At 67.5% G+C, this 13,109-nt stretch carries 15 protein-coding genes and 2 riboswitches; of the genes, 11 read left to right on the top strand and 4 right to left on the bottom strand.

The window, feature by feature from the left end:
• Positions 1–220: 220 nt before the first annotated feature.
• Together argS and ACWGE0_RS16125 are read left to right on the top strand one after the other, a co-directional pair.
• Positions 221–1,954 carry an arginine--tRNA ligase gene (argS, locus tag ACWGE0_RS16130; protein ID WP_452261660.1) on the top strand — a complete coding sequence of 578 codons (1,734 nt, stop codon included), beginning with the start codon at positions 221–223 and terminating at the stop codon, positions 1,952–1,954.
• A 71-nt stretch (positions 1,955–2,025) separates the two neighbouring features.
• Entirely contained in the window at positions 2,026–2,325 is a 300-nt protein-coding gene (locus tag ACWGE0_RS16125) for a WhiB family transcriptional regulator (protein ID WP_452261659.1), read from the top strand.
• Between the two features lie 92 nt (positions 2,326–2,417).
• Here ACWGE0_RS16125 and ACWGE0_RS16120 read toward each other — a convergent pair whose 3' ends face one another.
• Both ACWGE0_RS16120 and ACWGE0_RS16115 read right to left on the bottom strand, forming a co-directional pair.
• Positions 2,418–3,149 (bottom strand): SigB/SigF/SigG family RNA polymerase sigma factor, encoded by a 732-nt coding sequence (locus tag ACWGE0_RS16120; RefSeq protein WP_452261672.1) that lies wholly within the window; start codon positions 3,147–3,149, stop codon positions 2,418–2,420.
• Positions 3,150–3,238: 89 nt separating this feature from the next.
• A complete protein-coding gene (locus tag ACWGE0_RS16115; RefSeq protein ID WP_452261658.1) occupies positions 3,239–3,637 on the bottom strand; it encodes an ATP-binding protein in 399 nt (132 codons plus the stop codon).
• A 130-nt stretch (positions 3,638–3,767) separates the two neighbouring features.
• Between ACWGE0_RS16115 and ACWGE0_RS16110 the strand changes: the two genes are divergently transcribed.
• Positions 3,768–4,430: an ATP-binding protein gene (locus ACWGE0_RS16110; RefSeq protein WP_452261657.1), complete on the top strand. Its 663-nt coding sequence runs from the start codon at positions 3,768–3,770 to the stop codon at positions 4,428–4,430.
• A 13-nt stretch (positions 4,431–4,443) separates the two neighbouring features.
• On the opposite strand, the gene ACWGE0_RS16105 is transcribed toward ACWGE0_RS16110, so the two are convergent.
• Both ACWGE0_RS16105 and ACWGE0_RS16100 read right to left on the bottom strand, forming a co-directional pair.
• On the bottom strand, positions 4,444–4,803 hold the full coding sequence (locus tag ACWGE0_RS16105; RefSeq protein ID WP_319972198.1) for an STAS domain-containing protein: 360 nt from the start codon (positions 4,801–4,803) through the stop codon (positions 4,444–4,446).
• Positions 4,804–4,960: 157 nt separating this feature from the next.
• Positions 4,961–5,635: an ANTAR domain-containing protein gene (locus tag ACWGE0_RS16100; RefSeq protein WP_452261656.1), complete on the bottom strand. Its 675-nt coding sequence runs from the start codon at positions 5,633–5,635 to the stop codon at positions 4,961–4,963.
• Positions 5,636–5,888: 253 nt separating this feature from the next.
• Between ACWGE0_RS16100 and ACWGE0_RS16095 the strand changes: the two genes are divergently transcribed.
• The 8 genes from ACWGE0_RS16095 to gcvP all read left to right on the top strand — a co-directional run bounded on the left by ACWGE0_RS16095 (position 5,889) and on the right by gcvP (position 13,091).
• Positions 5,889–6,104 (top strand): hypothetical protein, encoded by a 216-nt coding sequence (locus ACWGE0_RS16095; RefSeq protein WP_319972196.1) that lies wholly within the window; start codon positions 5,889–5,891, stop codon positions 6,102–6,104.
• Between the two features lie 107 nt (positions 6,105–6,211).
• A complete protein-coding gene (locus ACWGE0_RS16090) occupies positions 6,212–6,793 on the top strand; it encodes a CDP-alcohol phosphatidyltransferase family protein (RefSeq protein ID WP_452261655.1) in 582 nt (193 codons plus the stop codon).
• A 42-nt stretch (positions 6,794–6,835) separates the two neighbouring features.
• Positions 6,836–7,219 carry a glycine cleavage system protein GcvH gene (gene gcvH / locus ACWGE0_RS16085; RefSeq protein ID WP_319972194.1) on the top strand — a complete coding sequence of 128 codons (384 nt, stop codon included), beginning with the start codon at positions 6,836–6,838 and terminating at the stop codon, positions 7,217–7,219.
• A 113-nt stretch (positions 7,220–7,332) separates the two neighbouring features.
• Positions 7,333–7,791, top strand: coding sequence for a glycogen accumulation regulator GarA (gene garA / locus ACWGE0_RS16080; RefSeq protein WP_030476302.1), 459 nt, complete (start codon positions 7,333–7,335; stop codon positions 7,789–7,791).
• A gap of 3 nt (positions 7,792–7,794) precedes the next feature.
• Positions 7,795–8,382 (top strand): MerR family transcriptional regulator, encoded by a 588-nt coding sequence (locus ACWGE0_RS16075; RefSeq protein WP_452261654.1) that lies wholly within the window; start codon positions 7,795–7,797, stop codon positions 8,380–8,382.
• Between the two features lie 125 nt (positions 8,383–8,507).
• Positions 8,508–8,981 (top strand): bifunctional nuclease family protein, encoded by a 474-nt coding sequence (locus ACWGE0_RS16070; protein ID WP_030468959.1) that lies wholly within the window; start codon positions 8,508–8,510, stop codon positions 8,979–8,981.
• Between the two features lie 299 nt (positions 8,982–9,280).
• A complete protein-coding gene (locus ACWGE0_RS16065) occupies positions 9,281–9,847 on the top strand; it encodes a MerR family transcriptional regulator (RefSeq protein WP_086667674.1) in 567 nt (188 codons plus the stop codon).
• Between the two features lie 80 nt (positions 9,848–9,927).
• A riboswitch (glycine riboswitch) is annotated at positions 9,928–10,025 on the top strand.
• Between the two features lie 4 nt (positions 10,026–10,029).
• Positions 10,030–10,149, top strand: a riboswitch (glycine riboswitch).
• A gap of 50 nt (positions 10,150–10,199) precedes the next feature.
• Positions 10,200–13,091, top strand: a complete 2,892-nt coding sequence (gene gcvP / locus ACWGE0_RS16060) for an aminomethyl-transferring glycine dehydrogenase (RefSeq protein ID WP_452261653.1) — start codon at positions 10,200–10,202, stop codon at positions 13,089–13,091.
• Positions 13,092–13,109 lie beyond the last annotated feature (18 nt).

The following is a 13,109-nucleotide window of genomic DNA, read 5'->3' as shown; positions in this document are numbered from 1 at the left end:
GACGAAAAGCGGGTCGAGTTGACACCCCTGCCTGGTTGCAGCAAGTGCTGAGGCACGACTCGTGACGGGGACCCGCCCGGCACGCTGTTACAAGCCAAGGACGCCTCGGCTTCGCCATCGGGTCGCCTCGCCTGCGGCATCGGCGTGGAGGCTGGGGTGCATTGGGTTTGGTGTTGGGTGAAATACTTGGGTGAACTTGTTGTGGTGAGAGGTGGGTTCAGTGCTGCGTGGAGATGTCGGGCTTGAGCTGGGCCAGCGGGTCGCGCTTGCGTTGCGCGACGCGTTGGACGTGGACATCACCGCCGAGGAAGCGCTGATCCGACCGTCCAACCGCGACGGTGTCGACTATCAGTGCAATGTGGCGATGAGTCTTGCGAAGAAGGTTGGGAAGAACCCTCGTGAGGTTGCGTCGCTGATCGTTGAGCACCTGGATGCGGCCGATGTTGTGGAGGCATCGGAGATCGCGGGGCCTGGGTTCATCAACCTTCGGTTGAAGCGGGAGTGGCTGGAGGTCGAGGCCGCGAAGCTGCTCGGGGATGAGCGGGTCGGGGTGCCTGTTGTCGAGAAGCCTCAGCGGATCGCGATTGACTACAGCAGTCCCAACGTGGCCAAGGAGATGCATGTTGGGCATCTTCGGTCGACGATCATCGGTGACGCGTTCTGCAAGTTGCTGACGTTTGCCGGGCATGAGGTCATTCCGCACAACCATCTTGGTGACTGGGGTACGCCGTTCGGGATGCTGATCGAGCATCTGACGGATGAAGGTCACGGGGCCGAGCATCAGATCGGTGACCTCAACGCGTTCTACCAGCAGGCTCGGGCCAAGTTCGACGCTGATCCGGAGTTCGCGGACCGGGCTCGGCGGCGGGTTGTGTTGTTGCAGGGTGGGGACGAGACCACGCTCAAGTTGTGGCATGAGCTGGTGGGGGAGTCGCAGCGGCACTTCAACCAGGTGTACGAGCTGTTGGGGATCGGGCTGACGGCTGAAGACAATTACGGGGAGAGCTTTTACAACCCGTATCTGGCGGACACGATCACCGAGTTGCAGCAGAAGGGGCTGGTCGAGACCAGCGACGGCGCGCTCTGTGTGTTTCCGCCCGGGTTCACGAACCGGGAAGGGGATCGGCTGCCGCTCATCATTCGGAAGAGTGATGGTGGGTACGGGTACGCCACGACGGACTTTGCGACGGCTCGGTACTGGGTGCGGGAGCGCAAGGTCGATCGGCTGATTTATGTGGTCGGGTCGCCTCAGGCTCAGCACTTCCAGATGATTTTCGCGACGTCCAAGCAGGCCGGGTGGCTGGATGACGCGCACACGGCGGTGCACACCGGGTTCGGCACGATTCTGGGGTCTGACGGCAAGACGATTCGGACGCGGGCCGGCGGGACGATCAAGTTGATCGACCTGTTGAACGAGGCCGTGGAGAACTCGTACAAGGTGATGCCCGAAACGTCCGAAGTGGAGGGTGCGGAGAAGGACGCGCTCGCCAGGACGATCGGGCTGGGTGCGGTCAAGTACGCGGATCTTTCCAACGACCGGGAGAAGGACTACGTCTTCACCTGGGAGAAGATGCTCGCGACCACTGGTGACACGTCGGTGTACATCCAGTACGCGAATGCCCGGATCCTGTCCATCGGGCGCAAGGTGGGGCGTGAGGCTCCCGCTGACGCGCCGTTGGTGTTGCAGGAGGCGGCTGAGCGGGACCTGGCGTTGAAGCTGCTGCAGCTGCCTGTGGCCGTTCAGGCGGCCATCGACGAGCTGGCGCCGCACAAGCTCACGAACTACCTGTTCGAGACGGCCACGGCGTTCTCGACGTTCTACAACAACTGCCCGGTGGCCACGGCGGAGAGCCAGGAGTTGCAGGACTCGCGGTTGCACCTGCTCACGCTCACGTCGCGGGTGCTCACGCTGGGGTTGTCCCTGCTGGGTATTGGGGCACCCGAACGGCTCTAACAGGTTTACCCCTGGTCAGACCACGGGTACGCAGTGATCGCAACTCTTCCGCCCAGCCATAGGGAGTCGCGATGACCTGCACCACCCGTTTGCCCAGGCCGGTGACCGAGGTATGGGACTGGCAGATGGAAGGGCTGTGCCGCGGCCAGAACAGCGCGGTCTTCTTCCACCCCGACAACGAGCGCGGTTACGCGCGAGCTGCTCGGGAGGAGAAGGCCAAGGCGATCTGTGCGACCTGCCCCGTGCTGGCGCAGTGCCGCGAGCACGCCCTCGACGCTCAGGAACCGTACGGCGTGTGGGGCGGCATGGGAGAGGACGAACGGCGTCAGATCATCGCCGCCACCCGGCGCCGGGTGCGGGTCGCGTCCTAGCGGCGTGATCCCAGCAGCGTGATCAGGTTGGGCGACGTGAGTGGTTTTGGCCGCATCGGCGACGAGCGCGGCGACCAAAACCACTCACGAAATCACTCCTCCAGCACGTCTCTCAGCTGACGCAGCGTCTTCGCGAGCAGCCGCGAGACGTGCATCTGCGAGATCCCCACCTTCTGCGCGATCTGCGTCTGCGTCATGTTGCCGAAGAACCGCATGATGACGATCTTCCGCTCCCGCTCGGGGAGCTTCTGCAGCAACGGGTGGAGAGCCTCCCGCTGCTCGATCATCGCGATCTCGGGGTCTTCCTCGCCGATGGTCGAACCCAGCGAGATCGACGAGTCCTCCGACATCAGCATGTCGTCCAAAGACGCGCTCTGGTAAGCGTTTCCGGCCGCGAGTCCTTCGTGGACCTCTTCGCGCGACAGTCCCAGGTGCTCGGCCAGCTCCGACGGTGTCGGTGCTCTGCCGAGGGACTGCGACAGCCGCGAGGTGCCCGCGTTGATCGCCAGGTGCAGCTCCTTGAGCCGCCTCGGCATCCGCACCGACCAGCTCGAGTCACGGAAGTACTTCCGGACCTCGCCCATGATCGTCGGCACCGCGAACGACAGGAAGTCGGAGCCGCGGTCCGGGTCGAAGCGGTCGACCGCGTTGATCAGGCCGACCGTCGCGACCTGCACCAGGTCCTCGTGCGGTTCGCCGCGGTGGCCGAACCGGCGGGCGATGTGCTGGGCGACCGGGAGGTGCTCGGTGACGAGCCGGTCCCGCAGCGTCTCCCGCAGCGGCCCCGCCGGGGTCGCCGCGAGCTCCGCGAACAGCGGGGCCAGGTGGTCGTAGTCACCGCCGGAGCGCTTGGGGGTCTCTTCGCGTTTCGGCGTCTCCTCCGGGGAGGTTTTGGTCGCCTCCTCCGAGCTCGTCACGCATCCACCGCCCCTGCCGAAGACTTCACGAGGCCGATGTGGACCACGAACCCTTCGGACTCCTCGACACTGGTCTCCACGGAGTCCACGAGCGCGGTCAGCACGCGCCAGCCGAAGCTGCCCTCGTCGGGCCCGGCAGCGGACTTGCCCGCGGTCTTCGCTCTCACGTGCACGGCGCCCTTGCCGTCCACCGCGAAGTGGCAGCTCAGGACCGCGTCATCGGCGGCCATCGTGATCAGCGTCGAGCACGTCTCGTCCACCGCGAGCTTCAGGTCCTCGATCGAGTCGAGGTCGAAGTCCTGTCGCATCGCGATGTCCGCGGCAACCGCGCGCACGATGGACAGCTGCGTGGGATCCGCGGCCATCCGCAGTTCGACCCCTGACAATTGCGTCACACCCACCTCGTAGTCCGTTCTGCTGAAGGCCGGCACGTCATTGCCGTACCCGAATCGATTTCGTTTCACACGTGTATTGGCATCGCGCCCAGGGAAGCCACCTGAGGCAAGGACCAACGGGAGGAGAGCTGTGCTGGCGCACGAGGACTTCCTGGCTCTCCGATTTCCCGCCGAAGCGCACGAGGTGGCGCCGGTGCGGCACCAGTTGCGCGAATGGCTGGAGGACAGCGAACTGTCCGAGGACGAGGCGGTGGATCTCGTTCTCGCGGTGAGCGAAGCGGTCAACAACTCCGTCGAACACGCCTACCCGGGCCCTGCCGAGGGCACCATCGAGGTCATGGCGCACATCGACCGGTACGGCGCCGTCCACGTCGACGTCACCGACCACGGCCAGTGGCGCGTCCCGCCACCCGCGCTCACCACGCGCGGCCGGGGTCTCCTGCTCATGAGGGAGAGCGTGGACGAAGTCGAGATCGACCGCACGGCGAGCGGCACGACCGTGCGACTCACCAGAGCGCGTGCGCCCGCGCCCGTTCCACGAGCAGCTCCGCCGGAATGTGAGGTGCACGTGTACGAGACCTCCTCCGGTGTCGTGGCCGTCGTGCGCGGGAACGTGCCGGTGTCGTCTGGGCCGTCACTGCGCCGGACACTCATCACGGCCGCGCGTGGCGGCAGCGTGCCGTTGACCGTCGACCTCAGCCGGCTCGGCGAAGACACAGGCGGTGTCGAGCATGCTCTGATCGCCGTCACCGAAGCACTGGAAGCGGCGGGGAACCGCCTCGCGGTCTGCTAGCCCAAGACTCCGGCTAGCTCAGTGCGGCGTCCACGGACTCGTGGATGCTGAACACCTCACCGAGACCGGTGGCCTCCAGCGGACGCGTCACGGCACGCGCCTTGGCCACGACCTTGAGAGCCGCCTCGTGTTGCGGCGCGAGCCTCGCGGCCTCCACGAGCACCGCCAAGCCGGCGGAACCGAGGAAGGTCACTCCGGTCATGTCCACCACGAAGGTGCCGCCGTCGGCCAGGCCGTTCACCAGGGCGTCGCGCAACGTCGGCGCGGACACCATGTCGACCTCACCGGAAACGGCGAGGACCGAGACACCGGCCGCCGGCTGTCGCACCGACAGCTCGATGGTCTGCTCCGCACGCGGGTCCTGCACAGTCACCGATGTACTCCCTCTCAGAACGCGGGGAGCCGCCACTGCAGCGGCCCCGATGCGGCTGCTGGCTCAACCGCTGCGGCCCCACCGTACGGGAGTGGCCGCTCTACAGGACAGATCGAGAAGTCCTTACCCAAACCGAGACATGCTCAAACGTTTTCGGTCACATCTTGATGGCGGTCCACAGTTTGTGCGCGGTGTCGAACGCGGCCTCCGGCGGTTCGACGACCCCGACCTCTTCGGCGCCGTCCTCCAGCGTCCCGCCGACGACGAGCACCAGTGCGGCGGCCAGGTGCCGCAGCTTCACGTTGGCGTTCTGACTGGTCCGCACGAGCAGCTCGAACGCGTCGCCCGGCGCGCACTGCCGTGCTCCCATCACCAGGCCCTTCGCCTGCTCGATGTAGCGGCGGTGCTGGACCATCCGGACCATCTGGTCGGCACGCAGGACCTCGCCCGCGCAGAACTCGATCACCGCCGCCGCGGTCGCGACGAGCGGCTCGATCTCCTCGATGGCCTGCAGATCGCTGACACGTGGCGAGTGGTCGAGGTAGACGGTCAGCACCACCGGCCCGCTGTCGCCCCAGCTGCCGGGCACCGCGACGACGTCCACGCCGCCGACCTGACCGGACACCTGCCGTTCGTGGCGGGAAGCCTCGACCAGCGGTCCCTCGCCACCGTCCAGCTGCGCCTGGTCCAGTTCGCCTGCCCGGCCCGCGGCTCGCAGCAGCTTGCCGTCCGGCCACACGCTGAGGCCCACGCCCACGCAGCCCTTGAGCTGCGAGCTGAGGTGGTCCATCAACCGCGAGATGAGCTCCGCACCGAATTTCACCTGCTCCACGCTGTGAGATTAGGCCCTGCCGATAGCGGGCGGACGCCGTGCGGTCATCGGTGTACGACGAACGGTTGCGTAGGCAAGCAACCCGCCATCTGTCGAGCTTCGGGTCCGAACAGCTCGGCGCGCCGATTGATCCAGTTAACGCTAAGGACCCAAACAGGACACGTGTTCTGAACCACAGTCCGACAGAATTCGTTTCCAGGGATAACGCCGGAGCCCCGGTGCGCGACATCCCTGATGTCACGGAGGGACTGAAATGAGAACCGCCATGGAGACCCAGCCGCAGCAGGCCGCAGAGATGCAGACCGGGCTGCCCACCACGCCGTGCAGCGTGGTGTGGAGCCGGGGTCACGCCTACGTGCTCGAGGGTTTCCGCGCTCGCTGGGTGGGGCGCGACGACCGGGGCCGTCCGCACGCCATCACCGGTGCCGAGATGCAGCGCCGGGGCTGGACGCTCTTCAAGACAGCCTGAGCCCGACCCGCAAAGAAACGAACGCCCGCACCACCCGCAACCAGTCGCACCGCGTGCCGTGACGCCATCCGGCAGCCCCTGCGCAGTCACTCGTTTAGAGTGCGGGTGTGCGTGATCCGGCTGATCGCCTGCTGACGATTCCGAACCTGCTCAGCGTGTTGCGGCTGGCCGGTGTTCCGCTCTTCCTGTACCTGTTGCTCGGACCCCGCGAAGACGGCTGGGCGCTGCTCATTCTCGTGTTCGCGGGATTCTCCGACTGGCTCGACGGCAAGCTCGCCCGCTGGCTCAACCAGATGAGCAACCTGGGCGCGCTGCTCGATCCCGCAGCCGACCGCCTCTACGTGTTCTGCACGCTGCTGGCGTTCGTGATCAGGGACATCGTGCCGCTCTGGATCGCCCTCGTCCTGGTCGGGCGAGAGGTCGTCGTCGGCATCTGCCTGCTGGTGCTGCGGCAACGGGGCTGGGGCCCGTTCGAGGTCACGTACCTGGGCAAGGCCGCGACCTTCAACCTGCTGTACGCCTTCCCCCTGCTGCTGCTCGCGCAGGGCGATTCGGCGTGGGCGCAGGTCGCCCAGCCGATCGCCTACGCGTTCACCGTCTGGGGCGGAGCGCTCTACCTGTGGTCGGCGCTTCAGTACGTCTACCAGTTCTTCCTGGCCCTGCGGGTCACTCCCGACAGGGCCGCGTGAAAAGATCACCCCATACAGGTTCAGCACGAGGAGCGCAGTCAGTTGATTCCCGAGGAGCTTCGCTACACCGAGGAACACGAGTGGGTCGCCAGCACGGGCGAGAACACCGTGCGGGTCGGCATCACCGACTACGCCCAGGAACAGCTCGGTGACGTCGTCTTCGTCCAGCTGCCCGAGGTCGGTCACACGGTCGCGGCCGGCGACACGTTCGGCGAGGTCGAGTCGACCAAGAGCGTGTCCGACCTCTACTCGCCGCTCGACGGTGAGGTCGTCGCCATCAACGACGCGTTGGTGCAGACGCCGGACTCGGTCAACACCGATCCGTACGGCGAGGGCTGGATGGTGGAGATCCGTCTGAACGACGCGGACGCGCTGGAAGGCCTGCTGGACGCGGAGGGCTACAAGGCCTTGGTGGAGAAGGAGTGACGTCGATCTTTCGCCGCCTCTTCGGCCGGAAGGGGAGCCGCGCTGAGGGTGGCGACCCGAACGCGATAGGTTTTACCGGAAGTGACGGATCCAGCAGCAGGAGGAGAGCTCAGGTGAGCACGAACGACGGCCCAGGCGTTCCGCCGGAGCAGTCCCCGGAGCGGACCTCCGTCTTCCGGGCGGACTTCCTCCAGGAGATGGAGGGCGGCGCCGAGGCGCCCGCCCAGGAGCCGGCCGTTGCCGGTGTAGACGCACTTCCCGCCGGTTCCGCGCTGCTCGTGGTGAAGCGCGGCCCGAACGCCGGTTCCCGGTTCTTGCTGGACCGCGACACGACGAGCGCGGGGCGCCACCCCGACAGCGACATCTTCCTGGACGACGTGACGGTCTCGCGCCGCCACGCCGAGTTCCGCCGGGAGAGCGGCGAGTTCGTCGTCATCGACGTGGGCAGCCTCAACGGCACCTACGTCAACCGCGAGCCGGTCGACCAGGCCGTCCTCGCGAACGGTGACGAGGTCCAGATCGGCAAGTTCCGTCTCGTCTTCCTGACGGGCCCAGGCTCCGCGGGAGCCTGACGCGTGACGGCCGGGCGGCCACAACGCGGGGTGCTCAGCATCGGGGCGGTGCTCTCACAGCTTCGTCCCGAGTTCCCCGACGTCACCATCTCCAAGATCCGCTTCCTGGAAGCGGAGGGGCTGGTCCGCCCGGCACGCACGGCCTCCGGCTACCGCCAGTTCTCCGTGGCGGACGTCGAGAGGCTGCGGTTCGTGCTGTCCGCACAACGTGACAGATACCTGCCGCTCAAGGTGATCCGCGAACAGCTCGACACCGCTCCCGCGGACTCCATTTCGGTGTCGCGGATCGATCTGCTTGCCCAGGCCGGAATCAGCGCGGAACAGCTGTCCCAGCTGGAACGCGACGGCCTGCTGCGCACCGGCCCCGGTGGCCGTTTCACCGTCGACGACCTCGCGACGCTCCGCACGATCCGGACGATGACCGGACTCGGCGTCGAGCGCGAGCAACTGCGCGCGGTCCGCGCGGCAGCGGATCACGAGGTGGTTGTGCTGAAGTCCTTCTCAGATCCCGAGACGGTTCGGGAATTGGCTGACCTGTTCACCTCGTTGCACACGTTGTTGGTGAGAGCGGGCCTGCGGCAATCATCTTGATCACGTTCTGCCCGCAACAATTGAGCACACGGCCCGCTTGGCGGGTAGCGTCGAACGCATACGCCGGGGGATGCTCGGAGGCGAAACCGGGTACTCCCCAACGAGTCAGAGGGAGGCGAGACCCGATGAGTGAGATGCGCGTCGTGGGCGTCCGGGTAGAGCTGCCCCAGAACCAGCCGATCCTTCTGCTGCGCGAAACCGAGGGCGAGCGGTACCTGCCGATCTGGATCGGGTCCGTCGAAGCCACGGCCATCGCACTCGAGCAACAGGGCGTCCGCCCGGCTCGGCCTCTCACCCACGACCTGCTGAAGGACGTCATCGGGGCGCTGGGACGCAACCTCGAACAGGTGCGGATCACCGACCTGCAGGAGGGCACGTTCTTCGCGGAACTCGTGTTCGACGGCGACGTGCGGGTGTCCGCGCGCCCCTCGGACTCGGTGGCGCTGGCGTTGCGCGTGGGGGTGCCGATCCACGCGGAGGAGTCCGTGCTGGCGGAGGCCGGCCTCATCATCCCGGACGAGCAGGAGGACGAGGTCGAGAAGTTCCGCGAGTTCCTCGACTCGGTGTCTCCGGAGGACTTCAGGGGCGCGGACACATAGGCGTGTCGCTGTCCGTCTCGTTTGGAACCGGCGTAACCCACGGGTGTGTCGCTCGGCTGGGCTACTTTCCGCTGGCATTGCTCGCTAAACGATCACTAAACGTCACCTGAACGTCCCACATCGGGTGACGCTGTGACTCTCCACCTCAGGTTGAGGGTCGATCCTCCCCGCGCGTCGCGTTGACCTGCCCTCCGGCCGGTCTTACCGTCGAACTCGAGTGGACGTCACCCGGTTCGTGAGAGCTGACGTGGTGGCTTGACGGCCTCGACTTTCGTGGCCGTTGGCGAGGGGAGGCAGGCGTGGCCGAGGAAGCGCCCGTGAGGGCCGAATCCGGGCAGCAGGGTGAGCTGTTCCCGGACTCCTCGCTGCCGGACGAGCTCGTCGGCTACCGGGGTCCCGCGGCGTGTCAGATCGCGGGAATCACGTACCGGCAGCTCGACTACTGGGCCAGGACCGGACTCGTCGCTCCGACGATAAGGATGGCCCACGGTTCCGGGAGTCAACGGCTCTACTCCTTCAAGGACATCCTGGTCCTGAAGGTGGTGAAGAGACTGCTGGACACCGGCGTCTCGTTGCAGAACATCAGGGTCGCCGTGGACCACCTGCGCCGCCGTGGCGTGCAGGACCTGGCGAAGATCACCCTCTTCTCGGACGGCACGACCGTCTACGAGTGCACCTCACCGGAAGAGGTCGTCGATCTGCTGCAGGGCGGTCAGGGCGTGTTCGGCATCGCGGTGAGCGGTGCGATGCGGGAGATCTCCGGGACGATCCACGAGTTCCCGGCCGAACGTGCGGACGGCATGGAGATCGCTCCCATGACGGAGGACGAGCTGACGCGCCGCCGGCGGGAGCGCGCGACCGGCTGATCGGTGCTGATCGGTGAGACGTAGGTCGCGTCCCTGGGGACTACCTGGGCTGCCTGCGGGTATTCTTCACGGGTAGTCGCTGAACTCAGGCGGGAGAGACCGGGGTTTCGAAACCCGGCGCCGAAGGAGCAAGTCCCTCCCCGGGAACCTCTCAGGCATCCAGGACCGCGTGAGCGAGACGCCTCTGGAAAGTGGACCGCTGAAGAGTGTGCTGAAGACTTTTCTGCGGTCCCGCCGACGGTGAAAGCCCCGCCTCACAACGGGGTGAACCTCTCAGGCGCCCGTCACGGGTACGGACAGAGCGGGGAGGGCACAGGACACGTGTGCCCGCAGCCACCCCCGGAGGCGTTTGATGACGCAGGACCGCATTCCGCTCGCCGCTCTCGAGCACGGCATCCCGTTCGCCGACCGCCACGTCGGTCCGCGCCCCGCCGAACTCGCGCGCATCCTCGACGTCATCGGCGTCGGATCGCTGGAGGAGCTGGCGCAGCGCGCGGTGCCTTCGTCGATCCACGAGCGCGACCTCGTGCTCGACCTGCCGGCGCCGGCCACCGAGACCGAGGCGCTGGCCGAGCTGCGTGAGCTCGCGTCGCAGAACCGCCCGATGACGCAGATGATCGGCCTCGGCTACTACGACACCGTCACGCCGGGCGTCATCCTGCGCAACGTGCTGGAGTCGCCCGCCTGGTACACCGCGTACACGCCGTACCAGCCGGAGATCTCGCAGGGCCGGCTCGAGGCGCTGCTGAACTTCCAGACCATGGTCGGCGACCTGACCGGCCTGCCGGTCGCGAACGCGTCCATGCTGGACGAGTCGACCGCCGCCGCCGAGGCCATGACCCTGGTGCGCCGCGCGGGTCGCTCGAAGTCGAACAAGTTCGTCGTCGACGCCGACACGCTGCCGCAGACGCTGGCCGTCATCGAGACGCGCGCCGAGCCGCTGGGCATCGAGATCGTCGTCGCGGACCTGTCGCAGGGCATCGAGGGCCTCGGCCTGGGCGGCGACTTCTACGGCGTGCTGCTGTCGTACCCCGGTGCGTCCGGTGTGGTGCGCGACCAGGCCGCGCTGATCGAGGAGATCCACGCGGCGGGCGCGCAGGCCGTCGTCGTCGCCGACCTGCTGGCGCTGACGCTGCTGCGCGCGCCGGGCGAGATCGGCGCGGACGTCGTCGTCGGCACCACGCAGCGCTTCGGCGTGCCGATCGGCTTCGGTGGCCCGCACGCCGGGTACATGGCCGTCCGGTCCGGACTGGAGCGCCAGCTGCCCGGCCGTCTCGTCGGTGTCTCCGTCGACTCCGACGGGTCGCTGGCCTACCGCTTGGCGTTGCAGACGCGTGAGCAGCACATCCGCCGCGAGAAGGCCACGTCGAACATCTGCACCGCGCAGGTGCTGCTGGCCGTGATCGCCTCCATGTACGCGGTCTACCACGGTCCCGAGGGCCTGCGGTCGATCGCGACCCGCGTGCACCGCCTGGCCACCGTGCTCGCCACGGGCCTGTGCGAGGCCGGTCTCGACGTCGTGCACGGCGAGTTCTTCGACACCGTCCAGGTGCGCGTTCCCGGTGAGGCCGCCGCGGTCGTCGCCAAGGCGCGTGAGGCCGGCATCAACCTGCGTCAGGTCGACGCCGACGTCGTGGCGATCGCGTGCGACGAGAAGACCACGCGCGCGCACCTCGTCGCGGTGTGGGAAGCCTTCGGTGTCACCGGGTCCGATGTGGACGCGATCGACGCCGACACCGCGGACGGCATCCCGGCCGACCTGCGCCGCACGTCCGACTACCTGACCCACCCGGTGTTCCACGCGCACCGCTCGGAGACCGCGCTGCTGCGGTACCTGCGTGCGTTGTCGGACAAGGACGTCGCGCTCGACCGCAGCATGATCCCGCTCGGTTCCTGCACGATGAAGCTGAACGCCACCGCGGAGATGGAGTCCATCACCTGGCCGGAGTTCTCGACGCTGCACCCGTTCGCGCCCGTCGAGGACGCCAAGGGGCTGCTGCGGATCGTTTCCGACCTCGAGGCCTGGCTGGCAGAGGTCACCGGCTACGACGCGGTGTCGTTGCAGCCCAACGCCGGTTCGCAGGGCGAGTTCGCCGGTCTGCTGGCGATCCGCGCGTACCACCGCGCGAACGGCAACGCCGACCGCGACGTCTGCCTGATCCCGTCGTCCGCCCACGGCACCAACGCCGCTTCCGCTGTCATGGCGGGCATGCGCGTCGTCGTCGTGAAGTGCGACGACAAGGGCAACATCGACATGGGTCACCTGCGCGAGACCGTCGCGGAGCACGCCGACGACCTCGCCGCGATCATGATCACCTACCCGTCTACCCACGGCGTGTACGAGGACACCGTCAGCGAGGTCTGCGGCCTGGTCCACGACGCGGGCGGCCAGGTGTACGTCGACGGCGCGAACCTCAACGCGTTGATCGGCCTGGCGCGCTACGGCAAGTTCGGCTCGGACGTCTCCCACCTGAACCTGCACAAGACGTTCTGCATCCCGCACGGCGGCGGTGGCCCCGGCGTCGGCCCGATCGGTGTGAAGTCCCACCTCGCACCGTTCCTGCCGAACCACCCGCTGCAGCCCACCGCAGGCCCGGCGACCGGCGTCGGCCCGATCTCCGGCGCCCCGTGGGGTTCCGCGTCGATCCTGCCGATCTCGTGGGCGTACGTGCGCATGATGGGCGGCGACGGCCTGCGCCGCGCGACCCTGACCGCCGTGGCCGCCGCGAACTACGTGGCCCGCCGCCTCGACGAGCACTACCCGGTCCTCTACACCGGCGAGGGCGGCTTCGTGGCCCACGAGTGCATCCTCGACCTGCGCCCGATCACCAAGGCCACCGGCGTGACGGTGGACGACGTCGCCAAGCGCCTCGCCGACTACGGCCTGCACGCCCCGACGATGTCGTTCCCGGTCGCCGGCACGCTGATGGTCGAGCCGACCGAGTCCGAGGACCTGGCCGAGATCGACAGGTTCATCGACGCCATGATCGCCATCAAGCACGAGATCGACCGCGTGGCCGTCGGCGAGTGGACCGTGGAGGACAACCCGCTGCGCAACGCCCCGCACACCGCGGCCTGCGTGACCGTCGGCGAGTGGAACCACCCGTACACCCGCGAGGAGGCCGTCTACCCGGCCGGTACCGGTGCTCCGAAGATCTGGCCGCCGGTCCGCCGCATCGACGGCGCGAAGGGCGACCGCAACCTGGTCTGCTCCTGCCCGCCGCTCTCGGCGTACGGCAGCTGATCTAGGTAGAAAGGAAAC

The organism is Lentzea sp. NPDC054927, from assembly GCF_053610285.1.
Note: the sequence above shows the minus strand (reverse complement) of the source record. Positions and strands in the feature narration are given on the sequence as shown.

What these genes read in the sequence shown, in the direction of transcription:
- gcvP (WP_452261653.1), top strand. Translation starts at nt 10,200, where the DNA reads ATGACGCAGGACCGCATTCCGCTCGCCGCTCTCGAGCACGGCATCCCG.
- ACWGE0_RS16125 (WP_452261659.1), top strand. Translation starts at nt 2,026, where the DNA reads ATGACCTGCACCACCCGTTTGCCCAGGCCGGTGACCGAGGTATGGGAC.
- ACWGE0_RS16070 (WP_030468959.1), top strand. Translation starts at nt 8,508, where the DNA reads ATGAGTGAGATGCGCGTCGTGGGCGTCCGGGTAGAGCTGCCCCAGAAC.
- ACWGE0_RS16095 (WP_319972196.1), top strand. Translation starts at nt 5,889, where the DNA reads ATGAGAACCGCCATGGAGACCCAGCCGCAGCAGGCCGCAGAGATGCAG.